The following is a 21,457-nucleotide window of genomic DNA, read 5'->3' on the forward strand; positions in this document are numbered from 1 at the left end:
CCTTATCACCGTGGTGCTACCAGAACCCAACTCACCATGTGGCTGGACACGGATGATCCCTTTGCCATCGGACGGTTCGGTATCGATCGCGGGGCGCTCGCCCCGGCTTGACGTTGAGGCTGTCGAAGTCGTCGTCACCTTGCCGACCTTCAAGCGGCCCGAGCAGGTGCTGGAAACGCTGGCGTCGCTGCGTGCGCAGCAAACCGGCCGACGCTTTGCCGTCATCGTCATGGAAAATGAAGCCGAAGCGCGTGCCGGCGCCAAGGCGACGGTGCCGCTGTTCGAGCGCGGCGAGATTTCAGGTCTGGTCATCATCGCCCATCAGCGCGGCAATTGCAGCGCCTACAATGCCGGCTGGCAGACAGCGATCCTGCAATTCCCCAACTTCAGGCATCTGCTGGTCATCGATGATGACGAGACCGCCGATCCGCAATGGCTGGAACGGATGTGCGGAGCAGCCGAAACGCTCGGCGCCGATATCGTCGGCGGTCCGCAGGTGCCCGACTTTGCCGACCCCGCCCATGCGAAATGGGCCGAGCATCCGGTGTTCGCGCCGCCCTACCGGGAAACCGGACGCGTGCCGGCGCTCTATTCGTCCGGCAATCTTTTGGTCGGACGCAACGTTCTGATCGCCATGGGTCCGCCCTTTCTCGATCTGAAATTCAACTTCATGGGCGGCGGTGATTCCGATTTTCTCAGCCGGTCCGCACAGAGAGGCTTTGTGCTGGGCTGGTGCGCCGAGGGACAAGTGCATGAAACCGTTCCGGCCCGGCGCGTCGAGGCCGACTGGATCCGTGCCCGCAGCCTGCGCAACGGCGTGATCTCGACACTGGTCGAAAAGAAGAAACGCGCCGGCACGCCGCTGGCCGGCGCCATGGTGTTGCTGAAGAGCCTGGCGCTGCTTGCCGCCTCGCCGTTTCGCGGCATACTCCGGCTGGCGCGGACAGGATCGCCGGCGATCGCCATCTACCCCGTCCATGTCGCGCTGGGCCGCGTGCTGGCCGAATTCGGATATGTCAATGAGCAATACCGCCAGCCTGAGAAAAACTGAGCGCGCGCCGCTCAGCGCCGCGTTCACGCGCGAAGGCGTGGCGACCGCGATCGCAGCACTGCTGTTCACCGTCATCATGGTGTCCTTCCGCCCGTTCCAGCCGGCCGGCGCCGAACTGACCGGCGAAGGCGGCGACATCGTCAACCAACTTGGCTTCGGCTCGCTCGGCGCCATGTCGATCTTCTCGCTGATGGCCTTTGCCGATCCGCGCGTGGTGCGCTCGCTGCTCAGCCCGTCCTGGGTGCTGATGTTGGGCTTCTTTTTCCTGTCGGTGGTGCTGGCAACCGACCCGCCCACGGCGATGCGTGCCGCCTCGTTCACGCTGATCGGCATTTTGACGATGGCGACGATACTGGTCTTGCCGCGCGACGCCGAAGCCTTCTCGAAGGTCATCATCTTCACCGCCGTCGTGGTCATGGGCCTGTCCTATCTCGGCCTCATCGTCTTTCCGCACGAAGCCATGCACACCGCGGACTCGCAGGAGCCCGAACATGCCGGCCTGTGGCGCGGTGTGTTCACCCACAAGAACATCGCCGGCCCGATCATGGCCTGTTTCAGTTTCGCGGGCCTGTATCTCTACCGGCGCGGGCAGCGGCTTTGGGGCGGGGCGATCTTCTGCGCGGCGATGATCTTCATGCTGCACACCGGCTCCAAGACGACGGCCGGCCTGGTGCCGTTCTCGATCCTGATCGTCATGTTTCCGAGCCTGATGGGCATGCGGCTCGGCACGCCGGTCCTGTTTGCGCTGGCGATGATCGGCACGGCGGTCGGCACGCTCGGCATCGTCTTCCTGCCGCCGGTGAAACATCTGGCGGCGATCTATTTCCCCGACCTCACCTATACCGGGCGAACGACGCTGTGGGAGTTTGCCGGCTCCATGCTGGCGAAGAAACCATGGACCGGCTACGGCTATGAAAGCTTCTGGGGAACGTCGCTGCTGCTCAACCAGGACCAGCCCTTCGACCGGCCGTGGGACATCCGGACCATCGTGCACGGCCATGACGGCTATCTCGACATCGCCGTGCTGATGGGCATTCCGGCACTTTGCGTCGCGGTCTACACCTTCCTCATCGCGCCGATGCGCGACTACATGCGCATCCCGCTGCGCAAGGAAAACATCTATCTCGGCGACTTCTTCATGATGGTGGTGCTGTTCACCGCGCTGAACGCCTTCCTCGAGAGCTTCTTCTTCCACCGCGGCGACCCGGTCTGGCTTTTCTTCGTGCTCGGCGTGCTCGGCCTGAGGCACGTATCGCTGCGGCCGATGGCAGTGCGCGACCCCGATCGCGGCTAGCGGCCTTCCCGCCCGTCCTGACGGGGCTTCCCCACCGAACCGCTTGCGTCTATGTGAAGGCCTTCCTTCGGAGGGTTTCCATGACGATCAGGCTTGTTCTCGCCGGCTGCGGCAATATGGGTTACGCCATGCTCTCGGGCTGGCTGAAATCTGGCAAGCTTCAACCATCGGCGGTGTTCGTGGTCGAGCCCAATGCCGACCTGCGCAATCGCGCAGCAGTGCTGGGTTGCGGCACATCAGCCGATGCCGGCGGCATTCCGGCCGATGCCTTGCCCGATCTCGTCGTCATCGCGGTGAAGCCGCAGGTGATCCGCGACGTGACGGCCGCCTACAAGCGCTTCGGCGACGGCCGCACCACCTTCGTCAGCATCGCAGCCGGGACACCGGCAGCCACCTTCGAGGAGATCCTGGGCAGCCGCGCGCCGATCGTGCGCTGCATGCCCAACACGCCCGCTTCGATCGGCAAGGGCATGATGGTGGTGTTTTCCAACAGGCTGGTCTCCGACGACACCAAGCGTTTCGTCGCCGACCTTTTGTCGGCGAGCGGCGAAGTGGCAACCATCGAAGACGAGAGCCTGATGGATGCGGTGACCGCCGTGTCCGGATCGGGGCCGGCTTACATCTTCCATTTCATCGAGGCGCTGACTGTCGCCGCCGAGAAGGCCGGACTGCCGACGGCGACCGCCAAGCTGCTCGCCATGCAGACCGTCTACGGCGCTGCCTCGCTCGCCGCCGAAAGCGGCGAGGAGCCGGCCGTGCTGCGCCAGCAGGTGACCAGCCCCAACGGCACGACGGCAGCCGCTCTCGGCGTGCTAATGGGCGAGGACCGGCTGACTCGTCTTCTCACCGAAGCGGTGGAGGCGGCGCGGCTGCGGTCGGTCGAGCTGGGGAAGTAAGCGAACGTCCAGCTAGGCGAGATCTGTGTGCGAGAAGTCATTGCCCTTGTAGAGTAGGGCTAAGCTGTGGCTCTTCGCGCAGGCATAAGATAGGCAATCGGCAAGGTTGAGCTGAGCGGGATGCCCACGTCCCTTTCCGTAGTCTGAAAAGGCCTGGATCGCGAGCTTGGCGTCGCCGGCGTCGATCGGCACGATTTCGATTTCAGCCTCGTGCAGAAAAGCCTCTATCGCCGCTTCCGCGACGACAGGTTCGACGGCAAGCATGGTGGAAAGCCGCATCGCCGCTTCAAGTACTACCAGAGGGGAGGTAATCCTATGGGGGGCGGCCTCGATGCGATTGCTCCACTCGCCGGCATCCCCTTCTGCCGAAAGAATTGCGACAACCACCGAGGTGTCGACGAACATCAGGGGTGTCCCCACATGTCGTCGATTTCGTCCTTGCTTACAGGCCGGCCGCCCTGGCCCGCCTTGGCCTTGAAATCGTTGGCAATGGCAGCCAGCCGATCCGCCAGGGGAATGCGCCCGCTTTCCCGCTTCAGCTCGGATTCCAGCGCTTCGATGACTGCCTCGGTCATGGAAATCTTGCGTTTGGCGGCGAGCCGCCGTGCTAGTTCACGCGCACGCGGGTCCCTGATCTGGAGGTTCATTGGCCGATCCTCAGCGATTTGTCACTACAATATAGTGCATTTGTCATGACAGCGCCACAACGGCCTGCTCGGGCACGATCTTTCCGAAGACCGATTCCCACATTTGGCCAACGCGGACCTTTCGCTTCGGGATCAAGCTTTCCCGTACAGCATCTCGTCCTGCAGCCGGCGCAAGGCGAACAGCCTGGTGGTCTGATCGGGCGCGGCATTGTCGGCGGTCAGCAATTCGCCTTTCCTGACCGGCTTCAGCACCTTGCCACCCTCGAGCAGGCCGACCGGCACAGCGCGCTGGGCGCGAGCGTCGCCGACGGTCATGGTCCAGGAGCGGTAGCAGGTCTCGCCGATCGCATCGAAGGTTTCGCCGGCGGCGAGATCGCGCTTGGCGACGGCGCACACTTCGGCCACTGGCCTTGGCAGCGGCACCATGTCGGGCTTGCCGAAAAGCACGATGCGGGCGGCGGTCAACGGCACTTCCAGCGAGGTCAGATGATACGGCCGGAACAGGCTGTAGTAGGGGCCGTGGCCGATATGCAGATCGTCCATGCGCTCGATGATGCGCGGATGCGTCGCCTCGACGATGACGAAGACGCCGGGCGCGACGCCCTTGCCGACCGTGTAGTCGACGACGCCTTTCTTCAACAACAGCCCGCCATCCTCGCGCGGAATGAGCACTTTGGCGAGGTCGTCGCGATCGGCCTTCGGGCCGTGCATGCCGGGGACATCGGGCACCAGCCCGGTGGCGTTGGCGATGGCGCACATTTCGACCATGGTTTTCGAGCCGTCGACGAACTCGACCAGCATGCGCGGGTTCATGTTGCGGCGGATCGCTTCCTCGCGATAGTCGTCCGGCACAGCATCGTGGTTGAGCGGGTTGTTCTTGCCCTTGCCGGCGGAGACGATGGTGTAGCCGAGCGCGGACGCAAACTCGATCAATTCCATGCAGCTTGACGGCTCGTCACCGGCACCGACCGAATAGACGACGCCAAGCCGGTCGGCCTGCTGCTTGAGATAACAGCCGATGGTGACGTCGGCCTCGACATTCATCATCACCAGATGCTTGCCGTGCTCCATCGCCATCAGATCGAAATCGGCGGCGACGCCCGGCTTGCCGGTCGCGTCGATGACGACGTCGATCAGTGGATTGGTGACCAGCATTTCATTGGAGGTGATGGCGATCTTGCCGCTCTCGATGGCGCCGGTGACTTTCGACGCGGTGTCGGCTTCGACCGCCATCGCTTCATCGCCATAGGCGATACGGATGGCCTCGCGCGCGGTGTGCGGACGGCGCGTCGAGATGGCGCAGACCGAAATGCCCTTCATCAGCATGCCTTGCGTCACCAGATCGGTGCCCATCTCGCCCGAGCCGATAACGCCGATGCGCACCGGGCGGCCCTCGGCGGCACGCCTGGCAAGATCGCGGGCAAGCCCGGTCAGGGCGACATTGGTCATGCTGGGACGTCCATGCTTCTCGATTTGGAGGCGGCAATAGCAGGGAAACACCCCCTTTTGCCAACAAAACCGCAAGCCGGCGGCAATTTCTCGCTCGTCAATGCAGTGTTAGAGCAGCCCTCCCATCCATCTCCGAGCATTGAAACCGGGTTCAGACCACCCTGACATAGCTTGTCATTCCCGATTTCTGGTGCTCGATGATGTGGCAGTGCAGCAGCCACTCGCCGAGATTGTCGGCGACGACGCCCAGGCTCACCTTCTCGTTGGGTTGGATCAGATAGGTGTCCGAAATCAGCGGCTGAACCTGGCGCGTCGAGGACGACAACACCTTGAAGCTCATGCCGTGCAGATGCATCGGATGGGATTGCGGCGTCAGGTTCTCCATGTCGATGACATAGCTTTTGCCGAGCTTCAGTTCGGCCAGCGGCGCGGTTGGATCGGGCGTATCGCCTGGCCACGGCACCTTGTTGATGGCCCAGAAACTATAGCCAAGCGAACCGCAGATGCCATCGCTCGGGACGTTTTCCGCCGTGGCGCTGAGCGCCAGCGAAATATGCTGGGCGGTGGTAAGATCCACCTCGGCCACCGGATTGACCTCGAGCGGGGGAACATCGCGAATGTCGCGCTTGAGCGAGCCTCCAGTGGCGCGCAGGGTCGCGAGCACCTTGGGCTTGGTGCCCCTGACGTCTCGCAGGCTGACAATCGCGCCCTCGTCGTCGGGCATGCGGATGGCCAGTTCCATGCGTTGGCCGGGTCCAAGCAGCAGAGCATCGGGTGAAAAACGCTGCGGCACCGGATTGCCGTCGAGCGACATGACTGTCGCCTCCGCCCCGTCGACAAGAAAAGCATGGATCCGCGTGACGTCGGTGATGGCGACCCTGAGCCGCACCAGCCCGCCGGCCGGCGCGTCATATTGCGGCTGATCGAGCCAATTAGCGGTGCGTACGGTGCCGTATGTGCCTGTTCTTGCGGCATCGCGCGGCCGGAACTGGTCGATGAACTGGGCGTCGTCGCCGAGCCGCCAGTCGCGCAGATTGAGGACCGTCTCGGCATCGAATTTCGGATCGCCGGGGTTTTCGACCACGATCACGCCCGTCAGGCCGTGGCCCATCTGGGTCAGCGTGTTGCAGTGCGGGTGGTACCAGAAGGTGCCGGCGTCGGGCGGCGTGAAGGCGTAGTCGAAATGATCGCCAGTATAGACATAGGGCTGGACCAGGAACGGCACGCCATCCATCTTGTTCGGCACGCGGATGCCGTGCCAGTGGATCGTCGTCGGATCGTCGATCGCATTGACAAGCCGTGCGGCGAAGGGCTCGCCCTTTTTCATCCTGAGTACCGGCGGCATTCCGGCATTGCCATAAGTCAGCACATCCCTGGTCTGGCCGACATCCATCAGCTTCGCCTGGATTTTGGCCGTCTGCAGCACCACCGGCTTAGGCCCGGTAGCGGCCCAGCCAGCAAACCGGCCCATGGCCGAGAGCCCTACCCCGCCGGCGCCGGCAATCGCTGCCGTTTTCAAAAGCCTGCGGCGTGTGAGTACAGTCATTTGGCGCTCCAACTGCAAAGACGGCTACCCCGAAGGTGTAACCGCCACGCCATGGATCACAAGCCGGCAACCAGAGCAAATTCTGTTGACGGCACAGCGTGAACCAGGGTCAAAACACCTGCGCCTGAGTCGCGTTCACACGGACTGTCAGAGCGAAAAGGCGACAGAGCTTGCCGCGCTATTCAGCCGCCTCGGCATGGTGCGCCGGAACATAGTTGAGGATGGGTCCGAGCCAGCGCTCGACCTCGGCCAACGGCATGGCCTTGCGGCGTGCATAGTCCTCGACCTGGTCGCGTTCGACCTTGGCGACGCCGAAATAATAGCTTTCGGGATGCGACAGATAGATCCCCGACACAGACGAGCCCGGCCACATCGCATAGCTTTCGGTCAGGCTCACCCCGGCATTGCCTTCGCCGTCGAGCAGCCGGAACAGCGTCGCCTTCTCGGTGTGGTCCGGTTGCGCCGGATAGCCGGGCGCCGGACGGATGCCGCGATAGGGCTCGCCGATCAGTTCGTCTGGCGCCAGATTCTCGTCTGCCGCGTAGCCCCAGAACTCCTGGCGCACCTTCTCATGCATGCGCTCGGCGTAGGCCTCGGCGAAGCGGTCGGCCAGCGCCTTGACCATGATCGAGGAATAGTCGTCGTTCGCCCGCTCGAACCGCTCGGCGATCGCCACCTCCTCGATGCCGGCGGTGACGATGAAGCCGCCGACATAATCGGGCTTGCCGCTGTCCGACGGGGCAACGAAATCCGACAGCGCGACATTGGCCTTGCCGTCGCGCTTGGTCAGCTGCTGGCGCAAGGTGAAGAAGGTCGCCAGTTCCTGCGAGCGTGCTTCGTCCGTGAACAGTTTGATGTCGTCGCCGACGGCGTTGGCCGGCCAGAAGCCGATGACGCCGCGTGGCGCGAACCATTTTTCGGCAATGATCTTCTTCAGCATTGCCTGCGCATCCTCGAACAGCTGGCGAGCAGCGGGACCCTGCGCCTCGTCCTCGAGTATCTTGGGATAACGCCCCTTCAACTCCCAGGTCTGGAAGAATGGCGTCCAGTCGATGTAACGCGCGAGTTCGGCGAGGTCCCAGTTTTCAAAAACCTTCACGCCTGAGAAGGACGGCTTTGGCGGCTCGCAGCTCGACCAGTCGATCCGGTGCGCGTTGGCTCTCGCCTTGGCCAGCGGCAGCCGCAGCTTGTCGGCTTCGGAGCGGGCATGCGCATCGGCGACCTTCTGGTATTCGGCGCGCACCGCGTCGACATAGCCGCCCTTGGTCTCGTTCGACAGCAAGGACGAGACCACGCCGACCGCCCGGCTGGCGTCGGTGACGTAGACTGTCTGGCCCCTGGCGTAGCGCGGATGGATCTTCACCGCCGTGTGCACGCGGCTGGTCGTCGCGCCGCCGATCAGCAGAGGGATGTCGAGGCCTTCGCGCTCCATCTCGGCGGCCATGTGCACCATCTCGTCGAGCGACGGAGTGATCAGGCCGGACAAGCCTATGATATCGACGTGCTGCTCGCGCGCCGTCTGCAGGATCTTGGCCGCCGGCACCATGACGCCGAGATCGATGATCTCGTAGTTGTTGCAAGCGAGAACGACGCCGACGATGTTCTTGCCGATGTCATGGACATCGCCCTTCACCGTCGCCATCAGGATTTTTCCCGCCGTCCGGCGCTCGCCATTGTCGATGCCGTTGGCGGCGTTCGCCAGCTTCTCGGCCTCCATGTGCGGCAATAGCCCTGCAACAGCTTGTTTCATCACCCGCGCGGACTTCACCACTTGCGGCAGGAACATTTTTCCCGCGCCGAACAGGTCGCCGACGACATTCATGCCGGCCATCAGCGGGCCTTCGATGACATGCAACGGGCGCTCGGCCGCCAGCCGCGCTTCCTCGGTATCGGCATCGATGAACTCTGTGATGCCGTTGACCAGCGCATGGCTGATCCGCTGCTCGACCGGCAATTCGCGCCACGCGAGATCGCGCTCCCTGGCTTCCTGGCCCGCCGTGCCCTTGAAGCGTTCGGCGATCTCCAGCATGCGTTCGGTGGCGGTGCCGCCGGCCCTGGGCGCGCGGTTGAGCACGACATCCTCGCAAGCCTCGCGCAGTTCGGGCTCGATCGTGTCGTAGACCGCAAGCTGGCCGGCGTTGACGATGCCCATGTCCATGCCGCGCTGGATCGCGTGGTAGAGGAACACGGCATGCATCGCCTCGCGCACCGGCTCGTTGCCGCGGAACGAGAAGGAGAGGTTCGACACGCCGCCGGAAATATGGACGTGCGGCAGCGTCGCGGTGATCTCGCCGGTCGCCTCGATGAAGTCGACGCCGTAATTGTCGTGCTCCTCAATACCGGTGGCGACGGCGAAGACATTCGGATCGAAGACGATGTCTTCCGGCGGAAAGCCGGCTTGCTCGGTCAGGAGCTTGTAGGCGCGGGTGCAGATCTCGACCTTGCGCGCTTTGGTGTCGGCCTGGCCTTCCTCATCGAAGGCCATGACGACCATCGCCGCGCCATAGGCGCGCACCAGCCTGGCATGATGCAGGAACGCCTCCTCGCCCTCCTTCATCGAGATGGAGTTGACCAGCGGCTTGCCCTGAACGCATTTCAGGCCAGCCTCGATGATCTCCCATTTCGAACTGTCGACCATCACCGGGACGCGGGCGATGTCCGGCTCGGCGGCGATCAGGTTGAGGTAACTGACCATCGCCTTCTTCGAATCGATCAGCCCCTCGTCCATGTTGATGTCGATGATCTGGGCGCCGTTGGCGACCTGGTCGCGCGCCACGTCCAGCGCGGCGGCATAGTCGCCCGCCGTGATCAGCTTGCGGAACTTGGCCGACCCCGTGACATTGGTCCGCTCGCCGACATTGACGAACGCAATCTCGTCGGTCAGCGTGAACGGCTCCAGCCCGGACAGGCGCATCTTCGGCTTGATCTCCGGGAGGGCGCGCGGCGGATATTTCCGCACCGCCTCGGCGATCGCCCGGATGTGATCCGGCGTCGAGCCGCAGCAGCCGCCGACCACATTGACCAGCCCTTCGCGGGCGAAATCCTCGATCTGCGCCGCCATGAATTCCGGGCTCTCGTCATATCGGCCGAATTCATTGGGCAGGCCAGCATTCGGATAGGCGCAGGTGAAAGTGTTGGCGACGTCCGAAATCTCGGCCAGATGCGCGCGCATGGCCTTGGCACCGAGCGCGCAGTTGAGGCCGATGGTGAACGGGCTGGCGTGACGCACAGAATGCCAGAAGGCGGTCGGCGTCTGGCCGGACAGCGTGCGGCCGGACAGGTCGGTGATCGTGCCGGAGATCATCACCGGCAGGTGCACGCCTTTCTCGATGAAGATCTCGTTGCAGGCGAAGATCGCCGCCTTGGCGTTCAGCGTGTCGAAGATGGTCTCGATCAGGATGATGTCGGCGCCGCCGTCGATCAACCCGCGCAACTGTTCGCCATAGGCGAGGCGCAGATCGTCGAAAGTCACGGCGCGATAGCCGGGATTGTTGACGTCAGGCGACATCGACGCCGTTCGGTTGGTCGGCCCCAGCGCGCCGGCGACGAAACGGCGTTTGCCGTCCTGCTGCTGCGCCCTCAGCGCTGCGCGGCGCACCAGCCGCGCGCCGTCGCGGTTCAGCGCATAAACAGCATCCTCCATGCCGTAATCAGCCTGGGCGATCGAGGTCGAGGAGAAGGTGTTGGTCTCGAGGATGTCGGCGCCTGATATGGCGTACTGATAGTGGATTTCCTCGATCGCCCCGGGCTGGGTCAGGATCAAAAGGTCGTTATTGCCTTGCTGATGGCAGGCGCAGCCGGCGAAGGCCTCCCCGCGAAACTGGCCCTCGTCGAAGCCGAGGCCCTGGATCTGCGTGCCCATGGCGCCGTCGAGGATAAGGATGCGTTCGCGTGCTGCCGCCGTCAGCGCCGCAAGCACTTCCGAACCGTCGGGCTTTGCCGCAACGGGGCCGAACAATGCGTCCAGCGATGCAGAATTCTGCGACATTTTTTATCCCTCTGGCGACAAGCCAATTCATGTCACATAAGGATATCTTTATGTCAATATACGCCAGACGATCAACGATGTCACGCGTCGTGGCAATCGCCTGGTTCCCGAGGGCAATCGTTGCCTCAGTGCAGTCCAGCCAGCAAGGCTTGAGCCTCAGCGAGATTTTTTTCTGAACCATCGCCTTCTCATTGCGGGCGGCGCCGAGATCGGTCAGCACGTCGCACAGGCTGTCAAGTCCGGGGGCAAGCGGTGTTCTTGTCGTGAGCCCAGATGCCGGCTGGCTTTCAAGCGGCGACCGGATAGTGTTCTGCAAAGAGGGCCGTCACCATCCGCGACGGTTTCGGCCTGGAGCATGATCCCGAAAACCGCAATCCGGATTCGCTAGAGATCATGCTCAAGAAGACAGAGCCTTTCAGGGGAGGTTGCAATGACAGAGTTCACACCAAAGTTCGATCTGGCCGGTAAGGTGGCGCTGGTCACCGGCGCCTCGCGCGGCATCGGCCGCGCCTGTGCGCTGGCCTGTGCCGGGTCGGGGGCCGACATGATCGTCGGCGTGCGCAGCAAGGCCGACGGCGCGGAGCTTGTCGCCGGGATAGAGAGCTTGGGCAGGCGAGCGCTTCCCGTGCAGATGGATTTGACCGACCTCGCCACGGTACGGGCCGCTGTCGCCGAGGCGCACACTGCCTTCGGCCGCATCGACGTGCTGGTCAACAATGTCGGGCTTGGGCCGGAAAACCTGGCCGAAAACGTCACCGAGGAGGATTTCGACCTGACGGTGAACGTCAACCTCAAGGGTACGTTCTTCACCACCCAGGCGGTCGGAAGGCTGATGATCGCGCAGAAATCCGGGCGCATCATCAACATCAGCTCGCAGGCCGGCACGGTGACGCTGAAGGGCGAGGCGATCTACTGCATGAGCAAGGCGGCGATCAACCATTTGACGCGTTGCCTGGCCGCCGAATGGGCGCAGCACAAGATCGCCGTCAACAGCGTGGCGCCGACCTTCATCTGGACCGACGGCACGCGGCCGTCCCTCGCCGAGCCGGCATTTCACGCCCATGTCTTGGGGCACATTCCGCTCGGCCGCATCGGCGATCCGATCGATGTCGCAGGAACCGTCGTGTTCCTGGCCTCGCCCGCAGCCTCGATGATCACCGGCGCCAATATTCTGGTCGATGGCGGCTGGTCGGTGGCGTAAGATCGCGCGTTGTGAGCGAAATCAAAAAGGGCGCAATCGAAGCTGTCGCTCGTTCAGTCCGTCCTTTTTGCGTGAGATGCGCGTATACTTTTCGAAAGGAAGGAAGGCGGCATGTCCATCAATCGCAAGCTCAAAGAGGCGGGCAACTTCACACCGTCCGAGATGGGACTTCTTGGGCGTGTCTTCGACCAGGCAAAGCGCGAGGGCGACTCTGATGCCAGCCGAGAAGCGCTGGCCTCCCGCATTATCGCCAACTATATGGCCGGAATCACCGACGAGGCCGAGCTCCTCGCCTTGTCACGGCAGCCGCTTGGTCGGTGACGCGGCACTGTGAATTCGGGACCTTCCGACGTCCGCGTCTTCCACTTCGAGCCGTCTTCCGGTTTGATCCGGTAGCGTTTGGCCAGTGTCCTCAGGCTCTCTTGACTATGTTGTATCGCTCGGCGGATCGCCTATGTCGTCGTGGCGCTCCCATGAAGAACTTGGCCCATAGCACATCCGTTGATTAGGACGACAATGATGCCCGATCAAAGCCAGGGATCAAACACCTGGCATAAATCGGGCGCATGCCGGAAGCGCCTCGAACCGGCTACTGGCAAGACCTTCAGGATGAGACGCCGACCGCACCTCAACTGTTCAGTTCGCCGGCCGCCGCAATCACTTCGGACACTATTTCGAGCACATCGTTGTCTGTCGTCCGGTGATTGACGAAGCATGCCCGCAAGACGAACTGGTTGCCGATTGTCGCGTTAGAGAGATACACGCGCCCGCGATCACGCCTATCGGCGTCGGCGGTTCACAGCGTGACGGAAAGGATGTTGCCAAGGGCGTTCATGACGAGTTCACGGCTATGCTGCACATGCCGCAGGGCCGCATCCTCCGATGCCTTGGGGTCTCCTGCCACAAGCGCGTCGATCAATTCCTCATGCTGTTGTCGTTGAAGCTCATGGTCCAGCAGCAGACGCCGCCGATCTCGGTTGGAGAACAATCCGATGTGAAGCAATCGTTGCATTTCATCGAGCAAAGACTCAATGACCCGGACCATCCGCTCGTTTCCGGACGCCCGGGCGATCGCAACGTGAAAGTCTCTGTTGTTTCTCAGGAATTGCAGATCGTCTGGCGCATTGTCCCGAAGGAAGGGGCCGGCCCCCAGCGTGCGAAGCATCTTCTCATCGACACGCCCCGCGGCTGCCCGTGCCGCGGCAGGTTCAAGCAGTACCCTAAGGTCGAAGACGTCGTTCGCCGTCCTGCCACTGACCGGAGCAATGATGTAGCCGCGTCGCGGGACGGTGTTGACCAGCCCTTCCTGGCTAAGTCTCGACAGAGCTGAGCGTATGGGTGCCAGACCGAGTCCATAGTGGCTGGCCAGTCCCGCTTCGGTGACGTCAGCCCCGGGCTTCAATCTACACAGGATCACATCGTTTTTGATGAGGTCGTAGGCCTCGTCGGTCAAACGTCGCCGCGCCGGCAATGCGAAAATACCTTCGTTGTTCATCGTTCAACCGTGGTTGGCCGCAGTGGAGCCCGTCGATCGGACACACTTGACACATTCGGTCGTTAGGCGCTAGAAGAAATATCGGTGAAATGTTACAAAAATTTCAGCTTTGACCCAGGTCATCGACATGGTCGGAGAGATGAAAGACGACCCTGCCGGTACTGAAAACGGTACAGATGTTCGACACGGTGGTGCCGCGACGATTTTGGACGCTGATATCTTGTGCCGGCTTACTGCCTCCGAGCTTGCTGGCCTCTATCTGAAGAGACAGGCATCCCCTGTCGACGTCGTCCAGGCCGTGCTCACCAGAGCGGCGAGCATCAACGCACGGTTCAATGCCTTTGCCCTCCTGGACGATGAGGGGGCGATAGCCGCCGCCAAAGCATCCGAGCGCAGATGGCTAGACGGGGCGGCGCTTGGCCCCCTCGACGGAATTCCAGCTACGATCAAGGATTTGATGACGGTCAAGAACTGGCCCACCCGCTTTGGCAGTGGGGTAACTGCTGGTGCGCGTTCTCAAGCTGATGCGCCTTCCGTCGCAGCACTGCGAGCGAAAGGCGTCTTGTTGGTAGGGGCGACTACAACGCCTGAGTTCGGCTGGAAGGCAGTCACCGATAGTCCGATGTTCGGAGCGACGTCGAACCCATGGAACCCGGCGTTGACATGCGGCGGATCGTCCGGAGGCGCGGCTGTTGCCGCGCGCACCGGTTGTGGGAACCTGCATCTCGGCACAGACGGGGGCGGGTCAGTGCGGATACCTGCCGCCTTCACCGGGGTAGTCGGCCACAAGCCGAGCTTTGGCCGAGTGCCATATTATCCGCCGAGCGCGTTCGGCACTCTCGGTCACCTAGGACCGATCGCTCGCACGGTCGAGGATGCCACGCTGATGCTCGACGCCATGACGGTCCGCGACGCCCGGGACTGGAACCAGCCTGCAATAGAATTTGCATCTGCGGTGCTCAGCCGGCAGCGGGAATGGCGGGGTTTGCGGATCGGCCTATGGTCAACACCGATCGTTGGCGAAGTCGCCCCAGAAATCCTCGCTGCAGTCGTTCGCGTCGCCCGCCTGCTGGAGGAGGCGGGCGCAGCAGTCGAGCCGATCACCCTGCCGGGTGGAAACATATTGGCGACGTTCAACATCCTCTGGTTTGCAGGTGCGGCAAACAGGGTGTCCAAGATCGCCGAGAAAGACCGGTTTCAAATGGACCCAGGTTTGCTTCGTGCAGCGGAAATCGGTGGACGATTCTCAGCATCTGAGTACGCGGAAGCGTTGTTACAGCGTTCGGCCTTCGGCGCCGAAATGGATCAGCTTCTCAGGATCTACGATTTGGTGATCTCACCGACCACGCCGGTCGCGGCGTTTCCGCTCATGCACGATGTTCCGCCTGGATCCATCTATCAGGAATGGACCGAGTGGGCATGTTTCAACTTTCCCATAAACCTCAGTAAGCAGCCCGCATGTTCTGTGCCAATTGGTCTAACAAATAGAGGACTTCCGATCGGGTTTCAGATTGTCGGTGCAAGGGGGGCCGATGCGGACGTATTGAGTGCGGCCATGCAGGTGATGGAACTTGTCGGGTGGATGGACAGTCCTTCTCAGTCGAGCGGAGGAAAAAGACATGAACTCAAAAACGATCACTTGTATCGAAGATCTCCGGCAGCTTCATAAGAAAAGGGTGCCAAAAGCATTTTTCGACTATGTCGACCGCGGTTCGTATAGCGAGCAGACCTTGCATGCGAATCGAGCGGATTTCGAAAACATCAAATTACGGCAGCGGGTCCTCGTCGACGTATCCAAGAGGAGCACGTCTACCGTGCTCCTGGGCGAGGCAATTTCAATGCCGCTGGTTCTGGCGCCTGTCGGCTTGGGAGGGCTTCAATATGCCGATGGAGAGATCCACGCGTGTCGCGCGGCGCAGGCGGCGGGCATCCCCTTTACATTATCGATCATGTCCATCTGCTCGATGGAGGATGTTGCAGGTGCTGTCAAAAAGCCCTTCTGGTTTCAGCTGAGTTTGTTAAAGGACCGCGGCTTCGTCAAATCGCTCGTAGAACGCGCGATTGCCGTGAAATGCGACGCAATTGTCTTGACGGTAGACTTGCCTGTGTTGGCGCAACGCCATGCCGATATCAAGAACGGCATGACGGTGCCGCCGAGGTGGACTTTCGGCAAATTCGTCGACTTTGCGAGCAAGCCAGCATGGGTTTCCAGCGTAATGCGCAGCAAGAGGAAAACGTTCGGAAATCTCGCCGGACAATCCGGCAACTCGAAAATGGAATCGCTTGCCGCCTGGATGAATGAGCAATTCAATACGAGCCCAACTTTGAAGGACGTGGAGTGGGTTCGAAGCATATGGCCTGGAAAACTGATCATTAAAGGCATCGGCGACGCCAGGGATGCGCGTGACCTGGCGAAAATTGGGGCGCATGGCCTAGTGGTTTCGAACCATGGGGGACGTCAACTTGACGGCGGCAGGTCAACGATCTCTGTGCTGCCCGAAATTGCGGATGCGGTGGGGGCCGACCTTGAGGTTCTGGTAGATGGAGGCGTTCGCTCCGGCCAAGACGTCATGCGAGCGTTGGCTCTTGGGGCAAAGGCGTGCATGATCGGCCGGGCCTATGTTCACGGTCTGGGTGCTGCCGGCGAACAAGGCGTCGCCAAGGCCATCGATCTCATCGGTAAAGAATTCGAAGTGACAATGGGCCTGACCGGGGTTGTCCGCGTTGATGAAATAGATCGCCGAATACTGGCCTAGTTGGCTGTAACGAAAGCGAACAGGCCGGTCTGTTGCCGCCGGGCAAAAGATGCTAGAGGACTAGGCGCTGCATGATACGCTTTCGCTAGCATAACCTTTAGCGCCGAGGCCGCTCCTGATCTCGGCAACCGAGCGAAGCTGCCGCTCGGCGTCGAAATTTCCGGGATCAAGCCAGGCCTCAAAAGCTGAGCGATGGGCTGGCCATTCGCTGGAAAGCATCGAATAGACGCAGATGTCGCAAGGTTTGCCCTTCAGGAACAGGCCCTGGCGCAGCGTGCCCTCATAGACAAAGCCGAGCCGATCGGCCGCCTTGCGCGAGCGCAGGTTGGTCGAGGTGCAGGTCCATTCGAGGCGCCGGTAGCCAAGATCGTCGAAGACATGGCGCAGGATCAGGTAGAGCGCCTCGGTGGCGAGCCGTGTGCGTTGCAGCGGCGGCGTGTAGAGCACATAGCCGAGCTCGACGACATGATGGGCGGGTCTTGCTTCCATGAGGCAGAGCCACCCCAGCGGCTTGTCGTCGAGGCCGGCGACGGCAAAGAAGGCGCGTTTCTTGTCGGCCACCAGTTCGGCGACGTGGTCGGCGAACGCTTGCTCACTGGCGAACGGGCCAACCTTCATGTCGACCCAAGTGGCATTCGTGTGCTCGTCATGCGACAGCGGGTAGAGACAGGATGCGTCTCGCCCGGCGTCGAGCGGGCGCAGGCGGCCCCAGCGGCCGACCAGCACGACGGCGGCGGGAACCGGAGCGTCGCCCGGCGGGATCTCACCCGGTTTCAGATCTGATGACATGGTCGCCCCGACGCACTGGCTAGAGCAATTCCAGGAAAAGTGTGAAACGGTTTTCCGTCCGGAATTGCGTCAAAACAAAGAGTTAGAGCCGTTCGCCGTTTCCGTGAAACGGTAAACTGCTCTAGTTCCAGTAGCGGAATACCCTGCCCATTCTGTTCGGCATCATGAAGATCTCCTCGGCGCGGCGAAACCCGGCATCCCGCCCCATGCCGAGCCAAGTGTCGGCGGTTTCAGGGAAATCGGCCAGTAGCATATGCCGTTCCATGGAAGAGAATTCCTCGTCGGAAACGGCCGACCATTTGTCTCGCAGCAACGAGAAGCGGGCGAGCCAGGCGGCGCGATCTTCTCCCTCGAACAGGGCCGGCTCCCAGATGACGAACAGGCCCACGCCGCCCAAGGCCCTGCGGGCGTGCCGCATCAGCTTCGCCTTGCCCTCGGTCGGCAGATGGTGCAGCGACATACCGATCCAGATTACGTCGACGGGTTCCGACCAGTTCGCCATCGCTTGCGCGAAATCGCCGCAGCGCAGCTCGACCGGGCATGGGAGCCCTTCGAGCGCGCGAGCGGCAAGCGCTAGCGACGCTTCCGACAGGTCGATGCCGACATAGCCGCCGATCGCGGACGTCTTCAGCATCGCGGCAGAGGCAGCGGCATCGCCGCACGCCACGTCAAGGAATCGAAACGACCCTGGTGCATGCTCAACGAGCACATCGCGCAGGAGCCCGTAGACCTCGCGGTGGAACATGAGGTTTGTGGCCACGATCCTGCGGTACGTCTCCAGCTCCTTGTTGAACATGTCCTGGGAGCCGGTAGCCTCGTTAACGGTCGCCACCGGCATGCTCTCGCTCGACGAACTGGCCATGATATCCTCCCAAGGAACGTTGACGGGGCGCCGCTACGGAGCTGCACCCTCTGCGTAGAGATGCAGGGCGCGGAAGACCGCCGTGTGGCCGGGGGTCGCAACACCGAACCTGATGCCCAATTCGTGCATGCGCCCGGACAGCCAGGCGACCTCGATTGGCTTGCCCCTTTCGAGGTCGTTGGCCATCGACGATTTTACGTGCGGTGGGAATGCGGTCCACCTGGTCACAACGCGCCCTTCGAACCCCTCGGCCATGGGATGACCGGCCGCGGCCGCGACCGCCATCCCCTCGTCGCGCAGTTGCTCGATGAAGATACGAGCCTCGGGGTCGTCGAGGATCCGACCGATCCCAGAGCGCATGAGCGACGTTCCTCCGGAAAAGGCCGCGAGTGTCACGAACTTCTCCCACAGCACATTGTCGATGTCGGCAACCGGCTTCAGCTCAAGCCCAACAGCACGATCGCAGAGCGCCTGAAGGTCCTTGATGAGAGGCTCGCGGTGCCCGCCGACCAGGATGTGACGCAGCCCGCCAGCGTGGACGACTTCTCCCGGCTGTTTGATGAATGCGGACAAGTAGGTGGCGCCGCCAATCACCTGGTCGCCGGGAACATGGCGGCCTAGAATCTCGACGCCGTCGATGCCGTTCTGCAACGTCACGACACGCGTATTCCTGCCGATGAGCGGTCCGAGCGCGGCGGCGGCCTTCTCACTGTCGTAGAGCTTCACCGCGAAAATCACGAGATCGACGGGACCGATGTCGGCCGGCGCGTCGCTCGCGGACACATTGGGGAGAAAGACGTTGCCGATATCGCTTTGAATTCGCAGGCCGTCCCGGCGCATTGCCTGCAAGTGGGCACCGCGAGCGATGAAGCTGACGTCGCCCCCCGCCTCGGCGAGCCTTGCGCCGAGATAGCCGCCGATGCCGCCCGCCCCGATCATTGCGATCCGCATGCGTCCCCCTCGACATCAGCTGCCGCCATGGGCCGAGCGAAGCTGGAACGGCATCCGCCGGCCCGATGTCTATTAGCATTTACTTGAATACAAGGCCAGCCGACGGGGTTCGAGTGCGACGGCAAGCGATCACGACGGGTCCTCGGCTACTTCACCGCCCGTCACGCCGGCAATCCGGCCTTGATGAGCCCTTCACGGAGAAGCTCCCGGTCTTCGGCGTGTTCAAGGAGGACGCTCTCGCGCATGTATTCAGCCGTAGAGAAATCAGGCTGCAAGCGCAGGACCTCCGCCACTGCTGCCTGTGCCGCTTCGGTCCGTTCGAGCTGGGCGTAGCAGGCCGCCAACCGTGCACTCGACCACGAGCTTGGCAGGGGCATTTTTTTGAACGCCTGAGCGGCCTCTGCAAAGCGCCGAAGCGAATAAAGGGCGATGCCGAAGTGAACATCGTACCAGCGAAAGTGTAGTGGGTTCAGGCGACCAGCAGCTTCCAAGCAAACCAGTGCTTCTTCCGGCCTGCCACGAAAGGCCAGCAAGCGGCCCTTCATGATCAGTCCGTCTGCATCATTGGGATTGAGGTCGAATGCCCGGCGGAGATATTGCTCGGCCATGTCGTATTCACGACGGTAGAGACAGATGGTCGACAGTATGCGGTGGCAACGGCTCTCCAGAGGGTCGAGTGCGATCGCGTGCTTAGCCTCGTTGAACGCCGCGTCCAGCACCTCGGCCGGTGCGGCGGCGTGACCGTGCTGTGCCACCTTCACGAATGCACGATACGAATGCGCCACGGCATACCGCGCGTCGAGGGCCACCGCCTTCTCGAACATCTCAAGCGCTTGCCGATTGGCATCCGTGTCACTCCGAAAGTGGGCCATGCCCCGCAGCAAGCAGTCGTAGGCGGCAAGGCTGGTTGTCGGCTTCCGGAGCGATTGCTGAAGTGTCGCATCTTCAATTCGCCCAACCAGCGTCGACACAATGGTCTGCGCAACTTCGTCCTGCACCGTGAAGACGTCGTCGAGGCCGCGGTCATAGCGTTCGGCCCAAAGATGCGCGCCGGTCGCCGCCTCGATGAGCTGCGCAGTGATCCGCACGCGCGCTCCGGCGCGCCGCACGCTGCCTTCGAGAAGATAGGACACCCCAAGCCGCCGGCCGATCTCGGCAAGGTCGATCGACTTGCCGCGAAAGGCGAAGGAGGAGTTGCGGGCAATCACGAACAGCGAGCGGAAGTGCGCCAGCCCGGTGACGATGTCTTCGGTGATGCCGTCGCTGAAGTACGTCTCCTCCGGCTGCCCGCTCAGATTGTCGAACGGAAGCACTGCGATTGAGGGTCTGTCGGGCAAGGATAGCGGCGCACCGGCGGCAGGCGGTGCCGATCCCTTGGACCAGCACCAAACGCGGACCGGCTGCGCGATGTTCTTCAGCTTGCGCTCGCCGGTGTCTTCAAAGGCGAAGTCAATCTTGCCGGCCAGCTGCTTCTGCACCGCATCGGCAATGCAAATGCCCCCAGGCTCCGCCAGTGCCTCAAGCCGTGCCGCGATGTTGACGCCATCCCCGAGCAGGTCACCGTCCTCCACGACAACGTCACCGACGTTGATGCCGATGCGGAACACGATGCGGCTCTCGGGCGGGACCTCCCGCTGATGCTCCGCCATCCCTTCCTGCATTGCGACGGCACAGGCCACGGCCTCAACAACGGAGCCAAACTCAACGATTGCGCCGTCGCCCATTAGTTTGGCAACGCGGCCCCTATGGTCTGCGATCAGCGGGTCTACCACTTGGGAGCGAAGGGTCCTGATCGACGCGAGTGTACGGGCCTCATCTACTTCGATCAGGCGTGAATAGGCCACGATGTCGGCGGCCATGATCGCAGCGAGCCGCCGCTCCACCCGAACAACTGGCATAAGATGCCTTCCAGTACATCGCTAAGCGAACGCCCAATCTTCGCAGCTTCAAGTACGACCCGCAATCCGAACAGCAATGGCTTCAAGGTAGCCGCTATGCGGCTGGCTACGGTTGCGATTAGACCAAAATATCGAGTTGAACCGCACTCATAAAAAACCCTGGCCTCGTCCCAGGGTTTTCTCTTCAAGGATATGAGCGAGGCCGCCGTTCCCCTCGCCAGCGGGCTTCGATCGCCCGTTCACGGCAGAGTGGCGGTCAGGCCATCTTTGCCATTATCTTGGCCATATCCGCGGCGTCGAACGCCCTCAATGTCTGGGTTCTGATGTTACCTAGCGATGCGATCGACAAGGCTAGTGCGGTCGCAGCAATGTCGTCGTCGGCTTCTGCAATCGCCACGACATCATGCTGGCCAAGCGTCCACAACAAGGTGTGAACCTTGATGCCGTTCTTGCTGGCCATCGCCTTGAAGGCCTCCGCGCGCTTCTGGGTATCCTTTATGCTCTTGATGCCTTGATCTGTGAAATTTGAGAGCAATACGTAGTAAGCCATTTTTTCCTCCCATTGTGGGAGCGGGCGGGCACTCACGGCGCGTCCGCCGTCTCCCGCAACGACGATACCACGAGTCAGGTGCGC

Annotated in this window: 18 protein-coding genes and 1 pseudogene; 7 read left to right on the top strand and 12 right to left on the bottom strand. The window is 62.2% G+C overall.

Annotated features, from left to right (window positions below):
• The first annotated feature begins 52 nt into the window (after window positions 1-52).
• From AC0ZT5_RS27300 to proC, 3 genes are all read left to right on the top strand, one after another.
• Window positions 53-1,051: a glycosyltransferase family 2 protein gene (locus AC0ZT5_RS27300; RefSeq protein ID WP_488498960.1), complete on the top strand. Its 999-nt coding sequence runs from the start codon at window positions 53-55 to the stop codon at window positions 1,049-1,051.
• Window positions 1,020-2,345 (top strand): O-antigen ligase family protein, encoded by a 1,326-nt coding sequence (locus AC0ZT5_RS27305; RefSeq protein WP_488498961.1) that lies wholly within the window; start codon window positions 1,020-1,022, stop codon window positions 2,343-2,345. The genes AC0ZT5_RS27300 and AC0ZT5_RS27305 overlap by 32 nt, the downstream gene beginning before the upstream one ends.
• Window positions 2,346-2,425: 80 nt before the next feature.
• A complete protein-coding gene (gene proC / locus AC0ZT5_RS27310) occupies window positions 2,426-3,241 on the top strand; it encodes a pyrroline-5-carboxylate reductase (RefSeq protein ID WP_488498962.1) in 816 nt (271 codons plus the stop codon).
• A 12-nt stretch (window positions 3,242-3,253) separates the two neighbouring features.
• Here the strand turns inward: proC and AC0ZT5_RS27315 are convergent, their stop codons facing one another.
• The 5 genes from AC0ZT5_RS27315 to metH all read right to left on the bottom strand — a co-directional run bounded on the left by AC0ZT5_RS27315 (window position 3,254) and on the right by metH (window position 10,871).
• On the bottom strand, window positions 3,254-3,646 hold the full coding sequence (locus AC0ZT5_RS27315; protein WP_488498963.1) for a type II toxin-antitoxin system VapC family toxin: 393 nt from the start codon (window positions 3,644-3,646) through the stop codon (window positions 3,254-3,256).
• Window positions 3,646-3,888 carry a type II toxin-antitoxin system VapB family antitoxin gene (locus AC0ZT5_RS27320; protein WP_488498964.1) on the bottom strand — a complete coding sequence of 81 codons (243 nt, stop codon included), beginning with the start codon at window positions 3,886-3,888 and terminating at the stop codon, window positions 3,646-3,648. Before AC0ZT5_RS27320 ends, AC0ZT5_RS27315 begins: the two co-directional genes overlap by 1 nt.
• Before the next feature lie 132 nt (window positions 3,889-4,020).
• Window positions 4,021-5,337 (bottom strand): NAD(P)H-dependent oxidoreductase, encoded by a 1,317-nt coding sequence (locus AC0ZT5_RS27325; RefSeq protein ID WP_488498965.1) that lies wholly within the window; start codon window positions 5,335-5,337, stop codon window positions 4,021-4,023.
• A gap of 151 nt (window positions 5,338-5,488) precedes the next feature.
• Window positions 5,489-6,883, bottom strand: coding sequence for a multicopper oxidase family protein (locus AC0ZT5_RS27330; protein WP_488498966.1), 1,395 nt, complete (start codon window positions 6,881-6,883; stop codon window positions 5,489-5,491).
• A 178-nt stretch (window positions 6,884-7,061) separates the two neighbouring features.
• The gene (metH, locus tag AC0ZT5_RS27335) at window positions 7,062-10,871 is read right to left on the bottom strand and encodes a methionine synthase (protein ID WP_488498967.1); all 3,810 of its coding nucleotides are present in this window, start codon (window positions 10,869-10,871) and stop codon (window positions 7,062-7,064) included.
• 430 nt (window positions 10,872-11,301) lie between these two features.
• Between metH and AC0ZT5_RS27340 the strand changes: the two genes are divergently transcribed.
• A complete protein-coding gene (locus tag AC0ZT5_RS27340; protein ID WP_488498968.1) occupies window positions 11,302-12,072 on the top strand; it encodes an SDR family NAD(P)-dependent oxidoreductase in 771 nt (256 codons plus the stop codon).
• Window positions 12,073-12,183: 111 nt separating this feature from the next.
• The gene (locus AC0ZT5_RS27345) at window positions 12,184-12,393 is read left to right on the top strand and encodes a hypothetical protein (RefSeq protein WP_095088617.1); all 210 of its coding nucleotides are present in this window, start codon (window positions 12,184-12,186) and stop codon (window positions 12,391-12,393) included.
• Window positions 12,394-12,419: 26 nt separating this feature from the next.
• Here AC0ZT5_RS27345 and AC0ZT5_RS27350 read toward each other — a convergent pair.
• Together AC0ZT5_RS27350 and AC0ZT5_RS27355 are read right to left on the bottom strand one after the other, a co-directional pair.
• A pseudogene (locus tag AC0ZT5_RS27350) lies at window positions 12,420-12,521 on the bottom strand (IS481 family transposase); the annotation flags it as partial.
• A gap of 347 nt (window positions 12,522-12,868) precedes the next feature.
• Window positions 12,869-13,567, bottom strand: a complete 699-nt coding sequence (locus tag AC0ZT5_RS27355; RefSeq protein WP_184872102.1) for a GntR family transcriptional regulator — start codon at window positions 13,565-13,567, stop codon at window positions 12,869-12,871.
• Window positions 13,568-13,676: 109 nt separating this feature from the next.
• On the opposite strand from AC0ZT5_RS27355, the gene AC0ZT5_RS27360 reads away from it, so the two are divergent.
• Window positions 13,677-15,236 (top strand): amidase, encoded by a 1,560-nt coding sequence (locus AC0ZT5_RS27360; RefSeq protein WP_488498969.1) that lies wholly within the window; start codon window positions 13,677-13,679, stop codon window positions 15,234-15,236.
• Window positions 15,187-16,323: an alpha-hydroxy acid oxidase gene (locus tag AC0ZT5_RS27365; RefSeq protein ID WP_488498970.1), complete on the top strand. Its 1,137-nt coding sequence runs from the start codon at window positions 15,187-15,189 to the stop codon at window positions 16,321-16,323. The genes AC0ZT5_RS27360 and AC0ZT5_RS27365 overlap by 50 nt, the downstream gene beginning before the upstream one ends.
• 60 nt (window positions 16,324-16,383) lie before the next feature.
• On the opposite strand, the gene AC0ZT5_RS27370 is transcribed toward AC0ZT5_RS27365, so the two are convergent.
• From AC0ZT5_RS27370 to AC0ZT5_RS27390, 5 genes are all read right to left on the bottom strand, one after another.
• Complete coding sequence (locus AC0ZT5_RS27370) at window positions 16,384-17,112, bottom strand: GNAT family N-acetyltransferase (RefSeq protein WP_488498971.1); 729 nt, start codon at window positions 17,110-17,112, stop codon at window positions 16,384-16,386.
• Window positions 17,113-17,233: 121 nt separating this feature from the next.
• Window positions 17,234-17,974, bottom strand: a complete 741-nt coding sequence (locus tag AC0ZT5_RS27375; protein WP_488498972.1) for a class I SAM-dependent methyltransferase — start codon at window positions 17,972-17,974, stop codon at window positions 17,234-17,236.
• Between the two features lie 33 nt (window positions 17,975-18,007).
• Window positions 18,008-18,925: a ketopantoate reductase family protein gene (locus tag AC0ZT5_RS27380; RefSeq protein ID WP_488498973.1), complete on the bottom strand. Its 918-nt coding sequence runs from the start codon at window positions 18,923-18,925 to the stop codon at window positions 18,008-18,010.
• Between the two features lie 161 nt (window positions 18,926-19,086).
• Window positions 19,087-20,823, bottom strand: coding sequence for an adenylate/guanylate cyclase domain-containing protein (locus AC0ZT5_RS27385; RefSeq protein ID WP_488498974.1), 1,737 nt, complete (start codon window positions 20,821-20,823; stop codon window positions 19,087-19,089).
• Window positions 20,824-21,079: 256 nt separating this feature from the next.
• Window positions 21,080-21,373, bottom strand: coding sequence for a GYD domain-containing protein (locus AC0ZT5_RS27390; RefSeq protein WP_142869763.1), 294 nt, complete (start codon window positions 21,371-21,373; stop codon window positions 21,080-21,082).
• Window positions 21,374-21,457: the final 84 nt, after the last annotated feature.

The sequence above is a fragment of the Mesorhizobium sp. CNPSo 4670 genome, from assembly GCF_057784235.1.